At 43.2% G+C, this 24,007-nt stretch carries 24 protein-coding genes; 8 read left to right on the top strand and 16 right to left on the bottom strand.

The genetic code is table 11. From position 1 onward, the window contains the following. Positions 1–253: 253 nt before the first annotated feature. Complete coding sequence (locus NSQ58_RS25645) at positions 254–940, top strand: response regulator transcription factor (protein ID WP_023988534.1); 687 nt, start codon at positions 254–256, stop codon at positions 938–940. A 5-nt stretch (positions 941–945) separates the two neighbouring features. On the opposite strand, the gene NSQ58_RS25640 is transcribed toward NSQ58_RS25645, so the two are convergent. The 6 genes from NSQ58_RS25640 to NSQ58_RS25615 all read right to left on the bottom strand — a co-directional run bounded on the left by NSQ58_RS25640 (position 946) and on the right by NSQ58_RS25615 (position 10,051). Further along, the gene (locus NSQ58_RS25640; protein ID WP_023988533.1) at positions 946–3,507 is read right to left on the bottom strand and encodes a hybrid sensor histidine kinase/response regulator; all 2,562 of its coding nucleotides are present in this window, start codon (positions 3,505–3,507) and stop codon (positions 946–948) included. A 143-nt stretch (positions 3,508–3,650) separates the two neighbouring features. Then, complete coding sequence (locus tag NSQ58_RS25635; RefSeq protein ID WP_023988532.1) at positions 3,651–5,651, bottom strand: methyl-accepting chemotaxis protein; 2,001 nt, start codon at positions 5,649–5,651, stop codon at positions 3,651–3,653. Positions 5,652–6,051: 400 nt separating this feature from the next. Further along, complete coding sequence (locus NSQ58_RS25630; protein ID WP_071558773.1) at positions 6,052–8,118, bottom strand: thioredoxin domain-containing protein; 2,067 nt, start codon at positions 8,116–8,118, stop codon at positions 6,052–6,054. 98 nt (positions 8,119–8,216) lie between these two features. Continuing rightward, entirely contained in the window at positions 8,217–8,348 is a 132-nt protein-coding gene (locus tag NSQ58_RS25625) for a hypothetical protein (protein WP_256253353.1), read from the bottom strand. Beyond that, on the bottom strand, positions 8,348–9,319 hold the full coding sequence (locus NSQ58_RS25620; protein ID WP_068939455.1) for an alpha/beta hydrolase fold domain-containing protein: 972 nt from the start codon (positions 9,317–9,319) through the stop codon (positions 8,348–8,350). The genes NSQ58_RS25625 and NSQ58_RS25620 overlap by 1 nt, the downstream gene beginning before the upstream one ends. Positions 9,320–9,778: 459 nt before the next feature. Further along, the gene (locus tag NSQ58_RS25615; RefSeq protein WP_068939476.1) at positions 9,779–10,051 is read right to left on the bottom strand and encodes a CD3324 family protein; all 273 of its coding nucleotides are present in this window, start codon (positions 10,049–10,051) and stop codon (positions 9,779–9,781) included. Between the two features lie 399 nt (positions 10,052–10,450). Here NSQ58_RS25615 and NSQ58_RS25610 point away from each other — a divergent pair, with 399 nt between their 5' ends. Further along, positions 10,451–11,173, top strand: a complete 723-nt coding sequence (locus NSQ58_RS25610; RefSeq protein ID WP_068939457.1) for a TetR/AcrR family transcriptional regulator — start codon at positions 10,451–10,453, stop codon at positions 11,171–11,173. A gap of 26 nt (positions 11,174–11,199) precedes the next feature. Beyond that, positions 11,200–11,946 carry a type I methionyl aminopeptidase gene (gene map / locus NSQ58_RS25605; protein WP_068939459.1) on the top strand — a complete coding sequence of 249 codons (747 nt, stop codon included), beginning with the start codon at positions 11,200–11,202 and terminating at the stop codon, positions 11,944–11,946. 216 nt (positions 11,947–12,162) lie between these two features. On the opposite strand, the gene NSQ58_RS25600 is transcribed toward map, so the two are convergent. Then, entirely contained in the window at positions 12,163–12,657 is a 495-nt protein-coding gene (locus tag NSQ58_RS25600; RefSeq protein WP_068939461.1) for a hypothetical protein, read from the bottom strand. 248 nt (positions 12,658–12,905) lie between these two features. Here NSQ58_RS25600 and NSQ58_RS25595 point away from each other — a divergent pair, with 248 nt between their 5' ends. Continuing rightward, a complete protein-coding gene (locus NSQ58_RS25595) occupies positions 12,906–13,436 on the top strand; it encodes a DUF4303 domain-containing protein (RefSeq protein ID WP_068939463.1) in 531 nt (176 codons plus the stop codon). A 148-nt stretch (positions 13,437–13,584) separates the two neighbouring features. On the opposite strand, the gene NSQ58_RS25590 is transcribed toward NSQ58_RS25595, so the two are convergent. The 3 genes from NSQ58_RS25590 to NSQ58_RS25580 form a co-directional block, all read right to left on the bottom strand. Next, a complete protein-coding gene (locus NSQ58_RS25590) occupies positions 13,585–13,992 on the bottom strand; it encodes a hypothetical protein (protein ID WP_316243672.1) in 408 nt (135 codons plus the stop codon). 212 nt (positions 13,993–14,204) lie between these two features. Next, the gene (locus tag NSQ58_RS25585) at positions 14,205–14,366 is read right to left on the bottom strand and encodes a hypothetical protein (protein WP_155252341.1); all 162 of its coding nucleotides are present in this window, start codon (positions 14,364–14,366) and stop codon (positions 14,205–14,207) included. Positions 14,367–14,409: 43 nt separating this feature from the next. Beyond that, complete coding sequence (locus tag NSQ58_RS25580) at positions 14,410–15,135, bottom strand: RNA polymerase sigma factor (protein WP_028541343.1); 726 nt, start codon at positions 15,133–15,135, stop codon at positions 14,410–14,412. Between the two features lie 200 nt (positions 15,136–15,335). On the opposite strand from NSQ58_RS25580, the gene clpP reads away from it, so the two are divergent. Genes clpP through NSQ58_RS25565 form a run of 3 tightly spaced genes read left to right on the top strand, consistent with a single transcriptional unit; the run spans position 15,336 to position 16,900 of the window. After that, positions 15,336–15,920, top strand: coding sequence for an ATP-dependent Clp endopeptidase proteolytic subunit ClpP (clpP, locus tag NSQ58_RS25575; RefSeq protein ID WP_013310269.1), 585 nt, complete (start codon positions 15,336–15,338; stop codon positions 15,918–15,920). A gap of 59 nt (positions 15,921–15,979) precedes the next feature. After that, on the top strand, positions 15,980–16,186 hold the full coding sequence (locus NSQ58_RS25570; protein ID WP_028541345.1) for a hypothetical protein: 207 nt from the start codon (positions 15,980–15,982) through the stop codon (positions 16,184–16,186). A 48-nt stretch (positions 16,187–16,234) separates the two neighbouring features. Then, positions 16,235–16,900: an MBL fold metallo-hydrolase gene (locus NSQ58_RS25565; protein WP_341058452.1), complete on the top strand. Its 666-nt coding sequence runs from the start codon at positions 16,235–16,237 to the stop codon at positions 16,898–16,900. Between the two features lie 508 nt (positions 16,901–17,408). Here NSQ58_RS25565 and NSQ58_RS25560 read toward each other — a convergent pair. The 3 genes from NSQ58_RS25560 to NSQ58_RS25550 form a co-directional block, all read right to left on the bottom strand. Beyond that, positions 17,409–18,449 (bottom strand): NADH:flavin oxidoreductase, encoded by a 1,041-nt coding sequence (locus NSQ58_RS25560; protein WP_179086222.1) that lies wholly within the window; start codon positions 18,447–18,449, stop codon positions 17,409–17,411. A gap of 138 nt (positions 18,450–18,587) precedes the next feature. After that, positions 18,588–19,163, bottom strand: a complete 576-nt coding sequence (locus NSQ58_RS25555; RefSeq protein ID WP_076295931.1) for a TetR/AcrR family transcriptional regulator — start codon at positions 19,161–19,163, stop codon at positions 18,588–18,590. A 211-nt stretch (positions 19,164–19,374) separates the two neighbouring features. Beyond that, a complete protein-coding gene (locus tag NSQ58_RS25550; protein ID WP_316243670.1) occupies positions 19,375–19,950 on the bottom strand; it encodes a TetR/AcrR family transcriptional regulator in 576 nt (191 codons plus the stop codon). A gap of 146 nt (positions 19,951–20,096) precedes the next feature. On the opposite strand from NSQ58_RS25550, the gene NSQ58_RS25545 reads away from it, so the two are divergent. Beyond that, positions 20,097–20,321 carry a hypothetical protein gene (locus NSQ58_RS25545; protein WP_445671682.1) on the top strand — a complete coding sequence of 75 codons (225 nt, stop codon included), beginning with the start codon at positions 20,097–20,099 and terminating at the stop codon, positions 20,319–20,321. A 95-nt stretch (positions 20,322–20,416) separates the two neighbouring features. Here the strand turns inward: NSQ58_RS25545 and NSQ58_RS25540 are convergent, their stop codons facing one another. The 3 genes from NSQ58_RS25540 to NSQ58_RS25530 all read right to left on the bottom strand — a co-directional run bounded on the left by NSQ58_RS25540 (position 20,417) and on the right by NSQ58_RS25530 (position 23,970). Next, positions 20,417–21,205, bottom strand: a complete 789-nt coding sequence (locus NSQ58_RS25540; RefSeq protein WP_068940986.1) for a hypothetical protein — start codon at positions 21,203–21,205, stop codon at positions 20,417–20,419. A 24-nt stretch (positions 21,206–21,229) separates the two neighbouring features. Continuing rightward, positions 21,230–22,201 carry an ABC transporter substrate-binding protein gene (locus NSQ58_RS25535; protein WP_023988518.1) on the bottom strand — a complete coding sequence of 324 codons (972 nt, stop codon included), beginning with the start codon at positions 22,199–22,201 and terminating at the stop codon, positions 21,230–21,232. Between the two features lie 128 nt (positions 22,202–22,329). Then, positions 22,330–23,970 carry a helix-turn-helix domain-containing protein gene (locus NSQ58_RS25530; protein ID WP_341058445.1) on the bottom strand — a complete coding sequence of 547 codons (1,641 nt, stop codon included), beginning with the start codon at positions 23,968–23,970 and terminating at the stop codon, positions 22,330–22,332. Between the last annotated feature and the right edge of the window lie 37 nt (positions 23,971–24,007).

Raw genomic sequence — 24,007 nt, 5'->3', positions numbered from 1 at the left:
TGTAGTATATTGTTAAAAGAAAACGAAAAATGTCGTATTATAGTAATAAATCTCAAAAATAGTACATTTCCATATCAAATAGATATACATCTGGACTAATTGTCCACAGGATTGTCACAACAAACCTGATCTTTTGACAGACTGTCCAAAGGAGTTTACTCTATCAACAGGACCTGCCAAAAACTTGTTGTAAACATTGCAGTTATCCTAACTATTTGGCTCGAATTTGATAGAAAGATAAGGAAATATGATCATGTCTAATGTTTTAATTATTGAAGATGACAATATGTTGGGAGAGACCCTTTCCTTGTATTTAACAGGAGAAGACTACAACGTTACTCGAGTGGAACAAGCGTCTGAGGGTATTGCCCGGCTTGAGATCGTACAGCCCGATATTATTTTGCTGGATCTGCTGCTTCCAGATTTGGATGGGGTAAATCCCTGCCCACTCATACGCAAGCATACGGACGTGCCCATCATCGTGATTTCTACAGAAAACAACATATCAGAGCGTATTCGTACACTTACGTTGGGAGCAGATGATTATATTTGCAAGCCTTTTAGTATGCAAGAGCTAAAAGCACGGATGGAGGCTCTTTTCCGTCGTATTGAAATCACGCGCTTGCAAGGAAGAGGCAGAGCACCTGAACCTGAAACCGGCATTACTTTGGATCTAGCGAGAAGAATGATTACCGTTAACGGACAGAATGTGGAGACAACATATTCAGAATTTGAGCTCATGAAGCTTTTTTATTTGAACCGGGGAATTGTATTCAGCAGGTATGCTTTGATTCAGGCTCTCCGTGGCACAGACTCCTTTATTAATGAAAGGGCTGTGGACGTACATATTAACCATTTACGCAGAAAAATCGAAAAAGACCCTAAGAAACCGCAATTAATCAAGACCATCTGGGGAATCGGCTACAAATTTATGCAATAACACGGTCAGCTCCAGGGAAGTGATGACTTGATTTGGTTAATATCCTTCTGAACCGTGCTCAGATGCTTTTTCCAGTCTGGATACAGTGCTCCTGTTGAGGTTTCATTGCTGCGCTTCAATGCCTTTTCCAGCTCTATTACCTTTGCCAGCAACTCAGGCGCGCACAGGTTCCCCGTTCCTCCCTTAAGTGAGTGGATTAATCGAAGAGCAGAAGATAACTGCCCATTGTCCATTTTTCTCACAACTCTTTTATCGAGATACTGGTATTCCTGTATCCATTTATAAAGGGCAAATTGAAAAATATACACCTTGCCATCCATGCCTGCTATCGACTGCTCAGCGTGAATACCATGTAAATCTTGCAGCCACGCTAAATTAATCCAGCTAGTTAATACTCTAGCAGCGGTCAGTTCATGGACAGGCTTGAACAACACGGCATTAATACCAGCACGAAGACAAACTTCCTGTTCATGCTGCACAGCATCAGCGGTAAAAGCGATAATGGGAAGCCTGTTAAAAGCTTTGTTTCTCCGAATATGCCTCGCCGTCTCAAAACCATCCATCTCTGGCATATGCAAATCAAGCAGCACCATATCCCAGTAACGCAGTTCCAGTAACGCTATTAGTTCTCTTCCGTTCGTGACCATCGTTACCTCAAAGTTACGCTCTGCTAAAAACTCGGTAATCACCACCTGGTTAATTTCGTTATCCTCTGCTATGAGAATTTGATACTTCTGTGTTGTATCCCCTATCTCATTGTGGGAACTCATCGTCGCATGAGTCTCCAGAGTATTACCATCTGCTGGCACTGACTGTTCCTTCTTCCAGCAGAGAACCTCCAGCAGAGCGTTTCGGGTAACGGGCTTGGACAAAAAGGCATCCACACTATGATTCATGTCCCCTGCAGCTATTGTTTCCATCTGAAACACGGTTGTAAGTCCAATAATCTGAGTTATCTGCCTATCCAGCATTTGAAGCCACTGCCTCCGGGAGTCCAGTTCTCTCAAACCTTCCATCCCCATATCGATGATAACATAATCAAAATGCTCACCCTTTTGAAAAGCGTCCACACTTTCTTGGAAGGATGAATTAGTGAATGTTTTTAATCCCAAGTCTTGCAGTAGTTCGTTCAAGCTGTATCTCACCAGTTCATGCTGCGCAACAATTAAGGCTTTGCCTTTGATTTGTTTTTCTATTCGTGTGCTTCCTGCATTCAATTCCCCATTTTCCAGCTCGACATTAAAGTAAAATTGACTGTACTCTCCTAATCGACTTTTCACCTCTACTTTCCCGCCCATAGCTTCAGCCAAATGCTTGCTAATGGCCAAACCCAGCCCAGAGCCCCCATATCTGCGGCTGGTTGATGTACTCGCCTGGATAAAAGGGACGAATAGCTTGTCTATACACGTCTCGGAAATTCCTATGCCCGTATCTTCTACCATAAAAGAAACGCCTACTCGCCCTTCCTGCTGACTTAGCATTTTTACCTGTAACAATACATGTCCCTGATCCGTAAACTTGATGGCGTTGGTCAGAAGATTTGAAAGCACCTGCTCCATTCGAAGCGGGTCTCCCTTAAAGCTTTTCGGTAACGCCGGGTCCGTTATAAATACGACCTCTATTTCCTTATCTTCAAGTAAAGTTCCAACGGTATCTGCGAGATGCCGAAGCATTTTTTCCGGCTCGAATTCTACCTTTTCCAGTTCCAGACTGCCGGCTTCCATTTTGGAAAAGTCCAATACGTTACTGAGCATGGATGAAAGGGTACGAGAGGAAGCGAGAAGCTTGTGGAGGTAATCTCTTTGAACGGCAGTCAGTTCAGTCTTATTTAACAGCTTTGACAGACCGATGATTCCATTCAGCGGGGTGCGAATTTCGTGACTCATATGAGCCAAAAAAGTGCTTTTCGCACGGTTAGCCTCGTCCATCTCCTTTCGCTTCTGCTCAGAGGCTTTATACTCTGTAATATCCAACACGTGACCGATAACATGCCTGGTATTCCCGTCCTCCCTAACCGGATGTAAGGTAATGAGAGCCGAATATTCCCAAAACTCCAATTCAAATACGGTCCGATCACCGAACCAGGCCTGTTTGTAGTATTGACTTAGCTGCTCCATCGTTTCAGAGGAAAGCTCCAAAATGTCCCCGAGACGCTTCACATGCTCCCTTTTATTGTAGTTGACTTGTAGATTCAGACCCACGCGCTCCAGCAATTCACCTTCAAGCAGCCTATAATAAAATTCATCACCACTTTTCTCCAGCCTAAAGGTAAAGCCAGGTTGAACCCGAAGTAAATTCAGCAGGTCACGATCTTTGTCTAACAAACGTTGTCCATATGAATACTTAGCGGTGGTTAAAGCGTGCACAAACAGCGTCATGAACATTAGACCCATCCCCAGCTCCAGCACGCAGGTCAGCAGTGTTTTATCACTTATGCCAAAATATAAGAACAGAATTCCTGCCACTCCATAAAAAACACCTGTAATCGCCTGACGAACAAGCTGCCGCTGAAAAATCAAAACTAACAATAATATCAAGATAGCATATAGCACTAAATCTCGAACCAAGTGTTCGCCCCCTTATAATCTTCCATGTTTTGTGAGATATCGAAAATATAAAAAAACTCAGGACAGATTCCTTATGCCATAAGGCTTAAAGAACTGTCCCGAGCATTCATTGTACTATACATTCCATAGGGTTCAAGTTCATTTTAATATTTGAAACGACTGATCATTACCTTCAAATCAGCAGCCATGGTTGAAAGCAACTGTGCAGAAGCTGATATTTCCTCCATGGAAGCCAGTTGCTCTTGTGAGGAGGCAGCAACTTCCTCAGATGTGGCGGCATTACCGGTTGCAATCGTCGCCAGCTCGTTGGCTGTCGCTGCAATTTCTTGTACACTGGCTGATATTTGCTCTGCAATCGCAGCGACCTCCTCTACCTGAGGCGTTGTCTCTCGAATGCCTTCCATCGCATGACCTAGCTTGACAATGGTTGCTTTGGAAATCTGCAGTCCATCCTGCACCTCAGTCGTGACCCTGTCCATCGTCTTCACTGTTGTTTCGGTTTCATGCTGAATTTCGGCAATCAAGGTGGCAATCTGTGTGGCGGATGTCTGAGACTGCTCTGCCAGCTTACGCACCTCATCAGCAACGACGGCAAAGCCTTTTCCATGATCACCCGCTCTGGCTGCCTCAATAGCTGCATTCAATGCCAGCAGGTTTGTCTGATTGGAGATATCACCGATAACCTTCGTAATTTCACCGATTTCATGAGAGCGGGCTTGCAAGGTTTGAATCATCTGGTTGGAACGCTCTACTGATTGATGAATGGAATTCATTTGCTCGCCTGTCTGCTCAACAGACTTTCGTCCTTCCTCGGCTTGCAAGGCAGATCGTTTGGCCAAATCAGCTACCAAAATCGATCGTTCAGCAATTTGGGTGATCCCTTGTGCAATTTCATCCAGGGCCACCGAATTATTTTCCAGCCCTGTAGTCTGCTTCTCTGCACCACTGGCAATTTCTTGCACAGCCTGGGACACCTGCTCACTTGCAGCACTGGTTTGTTCCGCGCTTATTGTGAGTTCATTCGAAGAAATTGCGACATGATCTGCACTGTTCCCTACGTTCTGAATGACAGATCGCAGGTTATTCTGCATATTTTGAAAAGCCACTCCTAATTCTCCGATCTCGTCCTCGCTCTTTACTTGAATGTCCTGTGTTAGATCTCCGGCGCTCACATTTACCGCTTGTTCTTTTAACTTTAAAATCGGTTTGATGATGGAACGAATCAGGAAATAAACAATGATAATACCAATCACAAGACAACCGACGATGGTTAGTAAAGTGCTGATCAAAATCGGTCCTGCTGCTTCATCGACTTCAGACAAATACAGCGTTCCGCCTATCTTCCAGCCAGTCAGCTTGTTAGTCGCATAGTTCATATATTTGGGCTGGCCTTCATACTCATACTCGTATTCACCAGTATCGCTCTGAAACATGCGTGATTCAATATCTGTAATTTTGGTGCCTGCTTCCTTCGTCGGATGTACAATGTAGGTATGGTTGCTGTCCAGCAATATGGCATAACCTTCATGACCTACTTTAATATTGTTCAACGTCTCTTTAATACCACTAATTTTCAGGTCAATGCCAATAACACCCGATCCATCTGACGTTGCCCGGGACACCGTAACCGTCATTTGCTTCGAGCTTGCCGAAAGATAGGGAGAACTAATCGCTGTCTTTGCTTGCTCTTTTATCGCTTCATCGTACCAAGGTCTGACCCGTGGATCATAATTGTCCGGTAATTGCTTCTGTGGATAGGTTATAAATTTACCATCCTTCGTACCATAAGAGATGGATTCTGCTTCAGGATGAAGTGCAGCATATTGTTTGAAAAATTCTTCCAGTTTGGCCGCTTGTTCCTCCGTCTCTACCCGATTGCCTTTTAGTCTTTCTGCAAAATATTCTGCGTCATGTACCTTGGGTTCGATAGTACTATCAATAATAAAATTAGTGCGGATGATAGCCTGCTCGGCACTTTCTTCAATCTGGTTTCGAATCTGCTGACTGGCGCTCACAAACGACAAAGCCCCCACGATCATGGACGGTAAAATCAGAAAGGCAATAAAGGCGACCATTAGCTTCGTTTTAAAATTTTTGCTGAGCATCCTTGCGACTAGCCACTTTTTTCCCGATAACTTCTTCATTAATAAACATCTCCATTTCATTACCTAGATTTCCTAACCTATGGTGAACCTCTTCGTCTTGCCGATGATGACAATCACCCGACAGACTCTCTTTCACATTTTTCACATCTGCTGCTAAAACGCTTGGACATAAAAGATATAAACACGCTAGTTAAATAGGTATATGTACTTATTTTCGAAAACAGCAAGGCTGGTCGGAACCGGTTCTTTGATATAATATACCTAAAAAATATTAAAAAAAATGCGTAGCACATGTTAAGAAAATATTAGTTTCATTTCACTATACCTACCTCTTAACATGAAAATAATCCCCTTGAATGTAGCAAACATAGGGTCATTTTCGATAATCACCATATGCTTACTACCCCCAAGGGGATTAAGTTTGATCGCTTTATTCAGTTCAATCCAACAACACCTTCAGATCTTCAAGCCTGGTAACAGGTGCCTGACAGGTAAAATGCTCACACACATATACGGCTGGTTTGCCTTCCACAAGATTGTAATCACGGATATAAGAAACCGTCTCTGCAATCTCCGACTGTCCTTCATCCTTCAAAATAACGACCGTATTCGGCCTGAACCCAGCTCGAACTGCCTGAATGAACTGTACGGTCTGCAGATCGTCCCTATGACCTACAATCACAATCTCCTTCGTCGTTCCCGTCGCATACAACAACGCGCTGAGCAACGCGGAGTGGCCTGACGGGTAATGAGCAACCATACCGCCAAAAGCCTTAAACTGCTTGGCTGCATAGTTCTCTAATTGAGATTCACCCGTTAGCCGCGCAAGCCTCACAAAATTATAGGCCGCGATGCTGTTACCCGACGGAATCGCACCGTCATAGATTTCTTTAGGCTTGGCAATTAGCTGCTCACTATCTGACCCATAAAAGAATAATCCGTCCCGTTCCTCATCCCAGAACAAATCGATCATATTTTGATTGAGCGTCAACGCCCGTTGCAGATACTCTATATCGAAGGTCGCCTGGTATAACTCGATCAAGCCCCACACATAAAAAGCATAATCATCTACATAACCGGGATAAGCTGCTTCTCCGTCCCGATAACGTGCCAACAGCCGTCCGTTCTCCTGTCTCAAATGGTTCCACAAAAACGTCTCAGCCTTCCGAGCTTGCTCTGTATATCTCGTGTCTCCAAAAGCTTGTCCCGCCTTCGCCAGAGCAGCAATCATCAACCCGTTCCACGAGGTCAAAATCTTGTCATCCTTGTGAGGATGAACACGTTGCTCTCTGGCAGCAAACAGCTTGGCGCGTAGCTCACTAACCCGCTGCTCCAGTTCCTGCTCAGTCAAGTCATGCTTGATCCCATAGGCTTCCAGATTGATATCAATCAGGTTTGGAATGTTGTGGCCTTCAAAATTTCCGTAAGGTGTAATTCCATACAAATCGTTGAAAAAGGCGGCATCCTTATCGCCCAATACAGCCCTTACCTCGGAATCGTCCCAGACGTAGAATCTCCCCTCTTCTCCTTCGGAATCTGCATCTTCCGCCGAATAAAAGGCACCACCTGCATCCGTCATGTCTCTTGTGATATATGTAAAGATTTGTTCTGTAATCCGTCGGTACAGTTCCTTGCCTGTCACCTGCCAAGCCTCTGTATACGCGATGGCCAACAGAGCATTGTCATACAGCATTTTTTCAAAATGCGGCACCAACCATTTCTCGTCCACGGAGTATCGTGAGAACCCCATGCCTATATGGTCGTAGATTCCGCCCCGGGACATCGCATCCAGCGTCTTCTCTGCCATTTCCAGTGCCTCTTGATTCCCCGTATGCTGTGCATATCGCAGCAAAAAAGACAGGTTATGCGGAGAAGGAAACTTAGGAGCTTCCCCGAAGCCGCCATATTCCTTATCGAAGGTGTGGCTGTATTCATGGAAAGCTTTATTCAAGCTCTGTTCATCCAGTTCACCGCGATAACCTGCAAGCAAGTCCTGCCGCTCATGCTCGGTAAGCACCTGCTCACTCAGCTCCACCAGCTCTTCGGGCTGTTCTTTCCACCGGGTACCCACCTTGTCCAGCAGCTCCAACAGTCCGACACGGCCAAATTTCTGCTCCTTGGGCAAATACGTCCCCGCAAAAAAAGGCTTCTGATCCGGCGTCATCAATATCGTCAGTGGCCAGCCTCCATGCCCCGTCATCGTCTGGCAGATGGACATATAGATATGATCCACATCTGGACGTTCTTCACGATCCACCTTAATGGATACGTAATCCCTGTTTAATACCTCAGCTACTTCTTCATCCTCGAAAGATTCTCTCCCCATTACATGGCACCAATGGCAAGTGGAATAGCCGACAGATAGGAAAATAGGCTTGTTATTACGCTTAGCAGTTTCAAAAGCCTCATCTGACCAAGGGAACCAATTTACTGGATTGTGAGCATGCTGTAGCAAATAAGGTGATTTTTCCTTGGCTAGTCTATTCGGTTTGCTGCTCGTTGTCATGGGACATCACCACTTCCGTAGTTGGATTTTATGCTTGGTACTATTTTACCCTAAATGAATGGTAAAAGTCGGAAGGGATGAAAAAAGATAATATCAGATTAGAATATATCAGTATCCCTCTCCCTCACCGGCTCATCCAGCACGATCAACTTGAGTTTTAACGCAATCACCTTGGCGACATTGACACGCTGAGGTCGGAGCTTATTAGAGGAGTTTAACATTATACTCATTAGAACATCTCCAGAGCTTTCAGTAAGGCATATTCACTTGTTCTAGCCCCTTCTTTTGAAAAATGCGCATCCGGAAACGCGGGAGACATATGATGGTACCCGGGATAGACATGTAATTCCACTAAGACACCATCAATGGCCAGTTGTTTTGCAAAAACTAAGACCTCATCAATGAATAAATCAAGGGTACCTATATTTATATAAGTCGGTGGTAATCCGGCCAATGACTTAGCACGGGCCGGCACATAATACTCACTTACCTCCTCCTGACCCGGTTCATCCCCCAATACAGATTTCCAGCCAAAATAGTTGCTTTGTTTTGTCCAAATAAACTCTCCTGCGTATGGATGCTCTGGTGCGGTGCTTGTGCGATCATCTAGCATTGGCCTCATTAATCTTAGATGATGGATTTCGAATTCCTTCTGATCACGAATGTACAAGGCTAGGCCAGCCGCCAATCCGCCGCCAGCGCTGCTGCCCCCTACGGCAACTTTCTGAGTATCTATCCCTAACTCTTCCGCATGTTCAATACACCATTTTAGGCCCGAATAACAATCCTGTAACTGACTTGGCTGTACATGCTCTGGTGCTAGGCGATAGTACACAGATACACAACAAAAACCATGTTGTGAAGCAAGAGATGCATTAGCAGGACGATCCACGACTGGACTTCCTAAGACCATCCCGCCTCCGTGTATCGAATAATATAGAGGCATCTTATGATGCTTTGATTGTGAGGGCTTAATGATTTCTATTTGAATATCTGGACCCCTAAAATAGCTTGGCACAACCTTTTTTTCTAATGTAATAGGGAACATCTGCGTTACATCTATTTGTTGCATCATTTGAGATTGATTTTTACGTGCTTCCATTAGTGTAGATTCGGTAAGGTCGGTTATTGGTATTAAATCAACTGCACTGATAATTTCTGGATCAATCAGATGTCTACTTCTACTTCTTTGCTCCCCCATAGTAATCGTTTCCCCGCTTTCTTGTTTTAAAGACAATGAATCAATACATATTTCAATTGTTGCTGTCGTTTATATTCATATTTTAAAGATTAAAATAAGCTTTATAAATGAAAACAACGATTTAGAATCATTTTTGGCATAAAAACAATAATAAAAAAATGAAGTACAGCCTTTGAAATAGAATGGGTCTGTTGGATCATTGAGGGAGAGTGAGCGGAATTTTGGGATCAAGAACGGTATGTAAAAAGTTCAAGAGAGAAAATGAAATGCCAAAAACGTATTTCGGAATCTGGATGTGGGAGATAATGCGAGAACACACATCAAACCTTTTGCCAAATAAAAAAGACGTGACCGGATTGGTCGTTCACAGCGATCATCCGATCACGCCCTAAGCTCACCACGTTATGAGGCCAAAATTAAATTCATTTATGCGGGTAGAGTACCACGCCACTTTACAAACTAGGTATTTTTATGTGAATAAACAATTTTCTTAATGGTTTCGGTAGAGAGGAAAAACTCCTTAGCTAATTGCTCGATACTGCTGCTATTTTGAAAAGCATTTCTGATTGCGGCATTTCGCTGTTCAAGCAACCTTCTCCCGCCACTCAAACTGCCCCAATTCATATATTCCGTTTTTGGCTTGGGAATATACAGAGTCTCTCCTTGAACATATTTTTGAATTTCCATAATTAGTTTTTTAGGTAAAATTTTTGTAGCATTCGTATATCTCAATTTTGCTCGCCCCTTATTTTGATTCTTTAAAATAAGGTGCAAAGCCAAAAATATTAAAAAAGCTTGTTCAGCGTTAAAAATTGTTTCGCCCCATACAAAGTAACGCTTTCCTAATAATTGGCTTTGCATGAGTGTAAGAAGTCACAGACAATCCCAATAGATTCTCCATCAGTAGGCACCCCCTTTTACTTCGCAAGTATAGCATAACTTCTGCTCACCTGGGACCAGCTAAATGATATCAGTACAATCCAACCATTAAAATTGAGCTGATATATAACTGATCTTCATTCGTTTATGAGGTGTTGCCGGGACTTTTGTTTGCCCGACTCTTGTTATTTGCAAGCCGATGTTTTATATTGACATAAGAGCAGGTCAAAAATAAAAGAGGTGACGGACGAGATGTCTCCACGCACGAAGGAACAAAACGAAGAGATCCGGCTGCGGCGTCTGGCGCAAATCCGGAAAGCCGCTGCCGATGTGTTTTTGAATAAAGGGCCTTTACTGGAAATCCGCGATGTGGCCGTCCAAGCGGGACTCGGCTATGGCACGGTATACCATTATTACAGTAATAAGGGCAATTTGCTCCACGATCTGCTATGGGACGCGTTGGAGCGGGCCGGGGGATGGCTGGAGGCCCCGCGCGCTTCGGCTTCGGGGGAGGCGCCGGCGGGCGGGCATTTCGGCTTGGCTGCTGCGGCGGACACCGGGAACTCGGCTGCCGCGGATTCCCAAAGCGGAAGCCGCGAAACGGCCGCTGCCGCAGAGCTTGGCCCCGCCGCCGCCGCCGGCATTCGGCTGCTACAGCTTTGGGCGGAGGACCACGCCCTGTACCTGCTGCATAAGCTGGCCGGTGAGGGCTTTGCCTCGCTGCCTGAAGCGCGCTCGGCCCCGCTCTCGGCCGCCTTTCGCCGGGAGGTGCTCGCGCCGCTTGCCGCGCTGCTGGAAACCGGTCATGCGGTGGACGGGACTGCCGCTTCCGGCGGAAACGCGGCGGAGCCGCCGTATCCGCTACAGCGCGCGGAAATGCTGCTGGCCGCCTTGGTCGGCTGCGCCTCGCTTTCGCTTCGCCGCGGAAAGCTGCACGAGGAGGCCAAAGATATCGTCCGGTTTTTAAAATTATAGAATTGATAAGGAGCGAATAGACAAAAATGATCATTCTAAAATCACCTAGGGAAATCGAAGAGATGAAGCCGGCGAGCCAAATCGTTGCGGACTGCTACCGCGAGGTGGCCAAACTGATCGGGCCTGGGATCACCACCCGGGAAATCAATGACTTTGTTGCCAGACACATCACCAAGCTGGGCGGCAAGCAGTTTACGAAAGGGTACAACGGTTTCCCCGCCGAAACCTGCATTTCGGTCAACGATGTGGTGGCCCACGGCATTCCTTCGAACCAGGCGCTTATGGACGGCGACTTGCTGAAGCTCGACATCGTCGTGGAATACGGCGGATGGTTTGGCGATTCGTGCTGGTGCTATGCGGTGGGCAATATCCGGCCGGAAGCGCAAAAATTAATGAAGGTGACAAAGGAATGCTTGGATCTGGGGATCGCCCGGGCACTCCCGGGGGGCCGGCTCGGCGACATAACGTCGGCGATTCAACAGCATGCGGAATCAAACGGGTTTTCGGTCGTACGCGATCTGCTGGCGCATGGGATCGGGCGGAGCCTGCACGAGGAGCCAAGCTACGAGCATATCGGCGTAGCCGGCAAAGGCATTCGGTTAAAGGAAGGCATGGTGTTTACGATTGAACCGATGATCAACCAAGGTACGTTCCGTATCACGATCGACGACGATCAGTGGACGGCGAGAACGGCCGACGGCAAGTTGTCAGCGCAATATGAGCATACGATCGCAGTTACGTCGGACGGACCACTGATTTTAACGGCCCAGTAAGAATAGAGGCGAACGGACGGCAATGCGTCATTTTAGGAAATAAGTCGCCAACCCGGCCTGCCTGGCTTGACGAAAGTTCGTAATCTGAAACGCGAAAAAGCGCTGGTTCCAGCCTGGGACCAGCGCTTTTTTTATATGGTTTGTAACTTTACCGATTTACGAAAAACCACATTGTTATGCGGTTTTTTATTATGACTTTGGTATCGTGTTACGGATTTACACTCTCTCTTGGCTAGCCTGTCTTGCGTGTATTTTTTTCATTGCAAATCTTGCTATTGGCTGAGCAATCAATAGCTCAATCCAAAATGCTACACCAAAATTTCTAAACCAACTATGAAAGAAGTTCTGAAAAGGTTCTAGGCTTATTTGTTTCGTACCAACCCAAGTTCCTATAATGGTTAGAAGAACAGATAAGACCGTAACATTCAATAAAGTATTCAATAAAACTCTAGCATTAAATCCATCTGTTTGTCCTGCGAATTTGGGTATCACTTTACCCACTAACGGTCCCGCAACCAATCTTACTAACAAAACAACGATAATCCACATAAACGGAATAATCTTTAGCGTTTCTAAATAATTTTCTTTACTAAAGCCGCGCTCCAATCCCATAATAATTGGGGCGATCGTGTTTACTGAAATAATTGAAATAATCAATAAAAATAATATACCTTCTTTTGCGTTTTGAGGCAGTCTTTCTTCCTTATACATATTGTTTCCCTCCGAAATAAAAATATTTCAGATGGTAGACGTATCATGCGACATATATTTTTGGTCATTAAAACTAGTACCAATATCTCTACACACTGATCTAACAATTATAACAACTTTTTTTAAACAAATAAAAGGGTTCCTAAAACATTTTTTTCAGTTAATTGAACAAACTCCAGCTAACTTTAATTAGAGAAATCTGATAATCTAAGTTTATCAAAAGAGACATTAAGGAGTATATGAATCAGATGAGCAATTTTCTAAGTGAATTTGAGGAAAGATTTAGGGCAGGATTTTTGGATGATCTTAAAAGCATACTGGAAGAAGTGAAGAATGAGCGGGTTTACGCTTGTGCTTTTGGCACAGACAGCGATTTTATCACCTTGTTTCTTGCTGTTAATACGGAGGAATCACTTGTTAGACATATCACAAACATGAAAGCCCAAGGCCTGTGCAACAGCAAGGAAGATGAAAATTATTATAGATGGGGATTAAGCGAATATCAATATGGCGATACAACACATCTCAATCATATTAGCAAATTTCTGTATGCAACCGAAAATGTGTTTGACTATAAAGATGAAGTGATAAAAATTATGGCCAAGGTAGTTAAGGAAACAGACGATGTACTTTTTAATCAATTCGGCCAATCCAAAGAAGATATTATTTTTTTCGTGTCCATGACGGATGATGATATGGCCGAGGAACTGGAAAATCAGTCTGTAATTCAGATGACAAACGCCAAATTAGTTGATGACTTCTTGCATCGTTATCAATAGAAGTACAGTTTGAAATATTACAGGTAGATTGTTTTACCAGACAAATTCGCAATGTGCTTGTCCAATGCACCGATAGTATCCTCTTGATCTACACGGGGGAGTACTAGCTAAGCCGACACTTCCCCAATATAACTTTAAAATCTACATATCAATTCATTTTAAATGGGACCTCTATATCCTCGCCTATCTCGTTAATTGTATCCTCGATAATTTCTCGGATTTCTTCATTTAGATCTCTTTCTAAAGAGTCTTTCATTAAGTTGTAACTCATTTTTAAATTTAGATTAACAACAACGGATGAATAAACATCGACTATCTCCGAAGATGTATCATTCCATAATTTAAGTACAAAACGATCTACTCTTTTTCTGAACGAATCACTTAACAATTCATAGGTGTTAGCTCTCCTATCAGCAAATTCTGAAAAACATTCTAACATTTCAAGCGTATTAATCTTCTCTACATTTTCAATCGAATCCAAATAATGAATAAGATAGGATTCTAATTGTTCTTTAGACATATTATCTGGCAACTTTTTAATTTCATTCAAATTCATTGTTTACCTCCCAAAATCAACGGGTACCTGAAGTTAAAATTTGCCCGTTTAGCTTGTACTAGTCAGAAAACGGGCTGGTCGTCATGCGCAATGTTTGTTGGCAGGTCTAACTTTTTCACTGCATCAAGCAAAGGCTATTCTATAAAACACTGCTCCTTCACGTTAAAAGGGTTAGCTCTCAGGGTTCACTTTCTAATATAAAAAATTAAATATTATTCCTGAATGATAAACCCGATATTTCCGCACAGCCACCATGGACTCTTTGCCATTATTGGCTGTGCGCTGCCTCTGTTACTGCCCCGCATGATTTCACCCTGCTGCCTGTAATCCCGAACAATCTGTTCGTAAATTGGATTGGCTGAAACTTGTTTCATCAGAAACAACCACTATGATCAGCTCTGCATTTCTTTTCGCAAACTACGCCGCTATCATACTCATGGTATGGGAATCCGTTTGTTTTATTGTAGCGAGACTCCGGTGCAGCTTATGATTGACGATTCCGATCACCACGTCCGGCTCCATTTCATCCTGGTGGGAGAGCATAACCATTGCTGCAATATCTCCCATCTGATATGCCGCCGTCAACGCTCTCAGAAAAGTTTTCGAGTTTTCACTTTCCGGTAAGGATAACTCTCCTTTCAGAAGATCCTCCCTGACTGCTCCAAGCGATTTTCGTGCCCGGTGGAGTGCAACTTTTACCGCTCCCTCCGTTGTTTCAAGCATGTCGGATGTCTCACGAATCGAATATCCAAACACATCTCGCAGCAAAAAAACAGTTCTCTGAAGCGGAGATAAATGATTCATTAAGGATTGCAACGCTATCTCGATTTCAAAAGATCCATGATCGGGTACAGTTACTTTCGCTTGGTCCCTATTCAATATCCGAGTGTAGACTGCTTTTCTCCGTATATCATCAATCCAGGTGTTCTTAGCAATCCGTAGCAAAAGCGCTTCGGGATTTGTATGCTCGAAGCTATTTAACTTACCTAATGCTTTTATCCAAGTGTCCTGAGCCAGTTCTTCCGCATCCCAATTTGATTTCGTAAGCGACAGACAGTAACGTTTCAGGACCGCCTGTAATTCCTCCAAGTTCTCGATGTTTATTATATTATCTGTCATTTGTATAGAATCATCTATGCGCATAGGTCCTCTCCTCCACGGTCTTATTCTGCCCTTTCCTAGAGCAAAGCCATTTGCTACCTCCAATGTAAACGAACCAGTGGTTGTAAAAGTTACACCATTTACGCAAATCGTTTTCCCATTAAAGCCTCCGTATCTTTTTACGGCCTCGGTTCGTTTACAAGGAGAAATCAACTGGAAACAGGAAATTGGGGGTATAAAAAATGAGTGTTTATGTTCCTTATGTTGTCGAGCAAACCGCTCAAGGTGAAAGATCGTACGATATCTATTCCAGACTCTTAAAGGATCGTATTGTGTTTGTCGGGGCAGCCATCGATGATCATTTGGCTAACAGTATTATTGCTCAATTATTGTTCCTGGCGGCAGAAGATCCGGAAAAAGAAATTTACATGTATATCAACAGCCCGGGTGGCTCTACTTCCGCAGGATTTGCCATTTATGATACGATGCAGTACATCAAACCCGATGTGCACACGATATGTACGGGATTTGCTGCTTCGTTTGGCGCGATCCTTTTGCTGGCGGGCGCCAAAGGGAAACGTTCGGCGTTGCCGAACAGTGAAATCATGATCCATCAGCCGCACGGCGGCGCACAAGGTCAAGCTAGCGATATTGCGATCAGCGCAAAACGAATTTTATGGACTCGTGAAAAGGCAACCCGTATCACAGCTGAACGGACCGGGCAATCTTTTGAAAAAGTCGAAAAAGATATGGACCGGGATTTTTACATGTCCGCTCAGGAGGCACTGGAATATGGGGTTATTGATCAAGTGATAACTTCTTTGTAAAGTATGCTCAAAACCTAATGATCTTCAAGAAACTTCAAGAAATAATACGAGGTGATATCATGTTAGCAAACTTACAAGGCAAGGAAGTAACTATTCATTTTATAGATGGGACAAATGTATGCGACGGGATATTGGATCAGATTGACGACAAGTTCGTTAAATACCTTACGCAATATCAGACGCTTGTTATTCCTATTACATCCATTCGCACCGTATCCATTGACATTAAGGAACGGCAACGCTATAGAGTTGGATTCGCCCCATGAACCTATTCTAGCATGGGTGGCAATTACATTGTACGGAGGCCCGATATTATGGAAATTTCACAGGGGGTAGAAATGCTTCAGCTAGATTTTCATGGGAATATGATTCACCCTATTCTTTTGTGGGATCAAGAAATGGCTGTTTTAATAGACACAGGACTCCCTGGGCAAATGGAAGATTTACGCGTGGCTATGGAAAAGGTAGGCGTGTCGTTTGACCAACTAAAAGTTGTGATTTTGACGCATCAAGATGTGGATCATATAGGTTGTCTTCCTGAGATTTTGCAGGAGTGTGGCCATCATATTAAAGTCTATGCACACGAACTGGATAAGCCGTATATTCAGGGGGATATCCCTCTTTTAAAAGATGGTCACCTTGTGAATCCCCCGAAGGGCAAAGTGGACGATACCTTAATAGATGGTCAGGAACTGCCGTTTTGCGGCAGGATTCGCGTCATCCATACGCCTGGGCATACTCCGGGTCATATCAGCCTTTATTTAAGGCAAAGTAAAACTCTTATTGCCGGGGATTCGATGTACAGTGTAAACGGGATTCTCGCGGGAATTCATGTCCCGACCACACCCGATATAAAAGTAGCTCATCTCTCATTAAAAAAGTATTTGGATCTCGACATTGCATCCGTAGTTTGTTATCACGGGGGATTAAGTAATGTACATGTGAATGATCAGATATTAGGACTTACCCAAGGATTATAAAGTTAAAGTTCCGGTAAGTTACCTTTGGTGAAACAATGTTGTGAACGAGAAGATTATTTAAAATAACACTTTGTTAATTCGTGATTGAACTTTAACAAAGTGTTATTTTGCATTTTACAAAATAGATCTTCATTGTTTATTCCTGCAATCCAACTAACTGAGATGAACGATAATTTTCATTAAGTTGCATTCTCTGAGCGTATGAGTCATTATTCCATCCTGGCTAAACCTTGCTAACTGCGAATTCGAGGAATATCCACCTTTGCGTCCCTCCCCGTTTGGCTTTTAGGGTATGATCTTAATTAAATCGCTAACCGATTATTTGCTCCGTCTCTGCTACGTCCCCTGCCTCAACCATATCATCCAGTTAGGCCTTCCGAATCGCCTGTTCCAGATCCTCCTACATATCCTCGGGAGCTTCAATGCCGATCGACAGCCAAATCAGGTCGGGGGTAATTCCTCCCTCTGGTCTGCCACTGCTTGTATCATGCAGGAGATGTTATAAGAATTAATGAAGTGTCTTTAGTGCCTCCGCCGTAAAAGGAATTAGCTCATCTGTCCGGCCGTCACGAATTTTGGCTACCCACTCAGGATCAACCAACAGGGAACGGCCTATGGCCACCAAATCAAACTCCTCACGTTCGAGCTTTTGGATTAATCCATCAATCCCAACATGATTTGCTCCCTTTCCTTCGGTGAAAACACTCATAAATTCACCGTCAAGGCCAACGGACCCAACCGTAATGGTCGGTTTACCTGTTAGTTTTTTGGTCCAGCCGGCAAGATTCAGCTCAGAGCCCTCGAATTCAGGCTCCCAGAAACGGCGAGTAGAACAGTGGAAAATATCCACGCCCGCATCAACCAGTTGCGCCAAGAACTGCTCCAGCAGTGCCGGCGTTTCAGCCAACTTCGCTGTATAATCGCTTCCTTTCCATTGTGATAAACGCAGTACAACTGGGAATTCTGGTCCAACGGCCTGACGGCAGGCCTTGATGACCTCCACTGCAAAGCGTGTGCGTGCAATTATATCACCGCCATAACGATCGGTACGTTGATTGGTTTTTTCCCAGAAGAATTGATCGATCAAAAATCCATGAGCACCATGCAGCTCAATACCATCGAACCCAAGTCGCTTGGCTTCCGCTGCTGCCTGTGCGAAGGCTTGGATGATCTCTGCAATTTCTGCTTCCGAATAATCGTTAACTTGGCCTCGTGCTCCCATATGCCAGAATTGCGGGATGATCTTTCCGCCTGCCTTATGTACCTCAGCCACCACATTTGCCCAACCGTTTAGTGCAGCTTCACCATAAAAGTGCGGAACATCGGCTTGATTGGACGCGTCCAGGTGATTGATCACCGTTCCTTCGGTCACAATAAGTCCCACACCATTCTCAGCTCTGCGGCGGTAGTAGGCAGCTGAATTTGCACCAGGCACACCGTCCGGAGAAAATTGACGGGTCATCGGTGCCATCACGATACGATTAGATAATTTCAAGTTGCCTAATTCAAAAGATTTAAACAAGGGTTCTACGGATTGAGTATGGTTCATAATTGCCTCCAAATTTGATATTTATTTAAAAAGCTTAAGAAGTATCACAGACCGTTCCTTTAATGTAATAAAAGTGATCTACTCTTCCCAGTGATGACGTATTATTGACTACAAAGTCAATAACTTGACAAAAAAAGATCAAGGCAAGATCATTGAAAAAGACACGCGTAAGATTGCCTTGATCTGTTCCCTGGACGCACCTGATTTCTCCTGAATTCGCGCGCCGAGAATAGCGTTGTTCAGATAAGATGCAAGCTCTTCGCTGGAAAAACGCGTCGTAATCAACTGCTGTTCCTGGCCACTGATGACGATTTTCTCCAGTATTTGTTCGGCTTCAGTGAACATCAACTCTATTTCGCGTGTGACCTGATCATCTTCTGTTCCGAATTCCAGAGCGGAATTTACCATCAGACAACCTCGGGAAGTGGCTTCTTCGTCCAGCAGAGAGTCGCGTAACGATTCCAGCTTGTTCACTGGAGACATTTCCTGCGCTTCCAACTTTTCAAGTATCTCTATATATTGTTCACGATAGTGTACTAACGCCTTCAGGAACAACGATCGCTTGTCGTTAAATACACCATACAAACTTTGCTTCTTAACCCCCGTAGTGCGAGTTAGATCCTCATAGGAGGTTGACTTGAATCCCTTGTTCCAGAATACTTCCATAGTCTGTTGCAACACACGATCAACATCAAATTCTCTTGGTCTGCTCATGGACTCACTTTATCACTTATTGACTATGCAGTCAATAATCTTTTATTGGTAAAATTATAAAAAAAGACGGTGAAGACGTTAATTCGCGGTTAGCTTTCCCCCTTTTGAACAAAGAAATACGAAAAAGAGCCGTGCGTCAACACGACCCATGATAATAGATAATGTATTCTCCTAATGATTTATCGGTCATAAAAACATCACTCCACGTGTGCTAACTTGTATATAGATCAGACTTTAACTGATTAAAAATATATTCTTGCATTTGATCTAAAAGAAGAATGATGTTAGCATCTTTGCCATTTTTCAAAACCCACTGAATAGACATCATTGAGTTAGCAGCATATAGTTCTGCTAAATACTCTAATGCGATCGAAGTTGAAGAATTCTGTTGCTTTAAATAATCTAAGCAAGTCCTAAACAAAATTTGTTCAAATTCCTTACGTAGATCTGCTGTTACTTCATGAACGGCTAACAATGTTGAAATTTCGAGCTTATTCTTAATCATATTATCGGTTACAAGTTCTATGGCGTTTGCCACCTTGCCATCTTCCGTGGAATCAAAACGCTGCTCAATTTCAACTTTAAAATCAGAAGCATACTGTTTAACTATTTTTTCTAGTAAGTCGTACTTATCCAAATAATGACTATAAAAGGTAGAACGTCCGATAAGAGATTGATCACAGATTTTTTTGATCGTAATATCTTTAAAATCATGTTGTTGGAGTAATTCTATTAAAGCTCGCTCAATAGCTATTTTTGTTTTATAAATTCTGATATCTTCATTCATTCAACCACTTGCTCCTTATGTGTAAGTTTTCGAACAATTCATATATAACATGTAAGACATCTTACAGATTATGCGATACTAATTATTTTTTATGTAGTAACTATACTCTATAGTAAGCACATACCCAAATTGAAGGAGGAAAATATATGTTTAAATCATATGTCAATAATAAACAATTCAATCTTCAAATTAATCGTTTTATCAATGATTATTATCAAGAAGATGATCAATACGTACCTATTAGCCGACTCGCACAAATCCAACAAGAATTAATCAATGCTGCGTCCATTACACCAAAGTATTTACTAAAGAAACAGGTGGTAGCAGGTCACAGGGAGTTAGCATTTAATGAAATGAAGAAATTCATATAACAACTGTAAAAATATATTGTTCGTACGCAACATGCCCATCAAAATCGTAGTTCCATAGCTTCAATCGTTATTATCCAATCAAAGCAGATGTTTTTTCAACAACGTCCATTCGCTCTCATTAATGCCCGATCCTTTTCTTTTAATCGCGGACATGCGTAACAGTAACCAAATTCACGATCCAAGCAATAAGCCAGGCAACAAGCTGTTTTCACTAACATTTTTTGATCAGGGATATTTGGGTGTTCAATGAAATTTGGTTTAATATTAAACGGGTTATTACGGAGTCCGAACGCACTAGCATCGACATCGTGTGTGAGCAATTTGAAAAAAGAAATGATCCTGGTTCTACTTTCTTCATCAGACGCTTCGGCCAACTCTTCTTCCATTTGAGCATACAACGCATTAACGATTTGTCCCCATAATGGAATAGCGTTTATGGGGGCCAGTTGGGACAAAAGTTGGATTATAGGCGTTACCTGTTCCCTGTAAAAGGAATCAAGCGATTTCTTCTCCCCCTCATCCCAGTCCATTATCGAAATTTGGTTAAATCGCACTTCGTTGATTTTAAATGAAAAAAGCGGATAGCCGTCAACTACATATAATTGTACGGATAAATTAGATAATGATAAATCCAACAGCAACACGTTGCCTTGATACAGCATGTGCTGCATCGCACCGCATACCCCGGCGTACCAGCTAATAAAAAAAGCTGCTGCTGCTGAACGTTCTTTAGCTTTGATGAGCGTGCCGTATGTGTCGATTAAGTGATTCATATTTTCAACTTTTAATAGATCAAATGCAGGGATGGTAAGCACGGTTTTATCGAGCTCATTCAAAGTAAGGAAAAATTTTTCTTCCAAATGTTGAAAATCAACCGTGCCCATAGCATACACTCCCATTATTGTTCTCTATTTTTCAAAAGCATGAACGACATCGTTAATAGCATGAAGATCTGCCAATGGAGACATGCCAAGACTAAACCATTCCTTGCCTCCCATCATGTGAACCTGTTTTTTTTTCACGGCTGTCATGTTTTTCCATAAAGAGCTGTTCAGCATTTCCTCATATCTATTCCGAACTTCTTGACTGGAGTCATCATCTAACTGCAAAATGATATGGTCAGGATTATATTCCGGTATTTTTTCCAATGAAATGGATAGACTTAGCTCACCCTGTGGATATTCTTTAATCGGCTTTAGACCTAATGTCTTATGGATGAAGATTCCCCGATCACTATTTTCTCCGTAAATAACGATCTCCTTCGCCATAATCATCATGTACATGACTGTCTCGTCACCAACTAGAGAATGAAGTTTCTCCTTCGCTTCAGTTTCTTTCGTTTGCAAATCCTGAATGACCTTTTCAGCCTGTTCCACTTTGCCTAGAACCTTGCCAATATCCCGTAACTCATCACGCCAATCATCCCGCTGCGGTAAAAGCACCGTTGGTGCAATTTTGGAAAGCTGAGCATAATCCTTATCGGACCACCACGTAGGGGCAATAATTAAATCCGGCTTAGAGGCCAGAATAGCTTCAAAATTAGGAGTTTGGGCAATTCCCATCTTCAGTGTATCTTTAAACGGTTCCTTTAAATAGGATGGGAAATCCGGATGATAGTTTTGTACCGCAACAGGCGTAACGCCAAGTGCATATAACAACTCTGGGTAAACAACAGAGAGTCCAATGACCCTTTTGGGCTCCGTTGGAATACTAAGGTCCCCTTTTAAAGTTGAAATAACGTGCTGCTCAGCAGTGGCTCCTTTATTCGCTTTTTCAGAATTGCTAGCTGTGTTTCCTGCATTATTGGCTCCACAAGCAGTACTTACAATGACGAACAATACGATAATTAAACCTGCGATTATATGTCGTTGTTGCTTCATTCTTCGGTGGTCCTCCTGATCATTTGATTTATTTATGACAACCTCTAATTAAAATTGATTATCATTATCATATATTAGGAGTATAGATGAATTTATAATTTCGGAATATTGACGATAGCGACTTTTTTTCATGCACGATCCCGCCAAATCTTTAAAACTTCATCCAGCATAAGCTCATGAGTGAAAGCCGTATATTCTACCCAAGGATATGAGGGAAGGAAGTCCACCCGGCTGTTCCTGACAGCTTTCAAATCACTCCATAGCTTAGAATTCATGAGTGTTTGCCAACTTAATTGTGACTGAATGTCCTCGTCTACGATGAGCAATAAACGATCTGGATCAAAATTCGCTAGTTGGTCAGGCGTTATCTGCTGATTTTGACTCAAAAGATCGACGCCTTGCACAGGCAGAACATGCAGATCATCGTAAAATACTGTGCCTAGGCTTCTACTGCCCAAAACATTGTAACGATCACCGGTGATTCTCAGAATGAGGAGACGATCATCCTTGAATACATGTTTCACTTGCTCTCTTACAAAAAGAGCCCTTCGATCATATTTTTCAAGCCAAGTCTCGGCTGCTACGGTCTTGTCCAGAAATTTCCCAATTAAGCGCAAATGCGTACGCCAATCGTTCTTCACCCAGGGTACAAAAAATGCAGGTGCAATTTTCCTCAGCATTTCCTGTTCCTCAGGAGATACCAGAGTGTCGATACCAACAATAAAATCGGGTTCAGCAAGTCGAATTTCTTCTCTCTTGATCCATTGATTTGAACTTAGAGGAAGCACGGCATCCATGTGATACTTTCGCTTGTAATAACCAGTCCATGGGTGATCGGCTGGTGCGGCGAAAGGATTAATTTGAAGCGCAATCAATTGTCCAATGTTGGGGAAATCGTAGGCGACTATTTTTTTTCTGCTGTTCTGCATAAATGCCGCTGGAGGCACGCCCGATACCTGTTTAAATTTGCGCCGAAAATAAGTATCGTCATGGTAACCTACATGTCGTGCAATATCTCGAAGACGATTTTGCCCACCCGACCTCATCAGCTGTTGTGCCTGCTCGATTCGGAACACTGCCAAATAGTCGATCGCGCTGCAGCCATACCTTTTTTTGAATAATCGCATAAAATGACGGGTACTCATTCCCCCCACCTTGGCCAAGTGATCGATTGTCAGTTCTTTCTGGTAATGCTGCTCTATATAGCCTTTGATATAGTCTAGGGCTGTTTCCGAATCGTTTCCTTGTTCAAGATGGGCATCTTGCAAGATGGTATGCAGCAGTTCTTGAAAGAGAATTTGCCCGCGAAATCGTTTTAAATGATCCTCATCCTGCAAGTATTGGTTAATGGTATCGCACAACGTATTAACAGAAACAGGCGACGTAACGATAACTTCCCCTTTAGCCGGAAACGGGCTGTTCTTCTTAATAATCTGCATCGAATGGGCTGAAGATACCTCATCGTCCATAACATCAAATCGAAGATAATAAAACCCTCGTTCATCAAAGGAGTGCGCGGCTGCTTCAATGAGTTCTCCTGGCGTACACACGTAAACGCTGCCCTGTCGAAGTTCGGTGAATTGCCCATCAATCGTTAGCCAGCCTTGACCGCTTGCCGCAACAAGAATCGTGTGGGATTCGATAAACTGAAGTCTTAGCTCCCAATCATTTGCTTGATTCTTGATATGCTCAATTTCTCGTAGCTTGAAACACATCCCTTCGAGGGGTGCATATTTTTTATGTTTAAAGTTCTTTTCTATATCAACCAAGTAATCTCACCGCCCTCATACTAGCTAAAACATTTAA

It is taken from the genome of Paenibacillus sp. FSL M7-0134, assembly GCF_038007865.1.
GTDB lineage: Bacteria > Bacillota > Bacilli > Paenibacillales > Paenibacillaceae > Paenibacillus > Paenibacillus polymyxa_B.
This window is presented reverse-complemented; position numbering and strand designations above follow the sequence as displayed.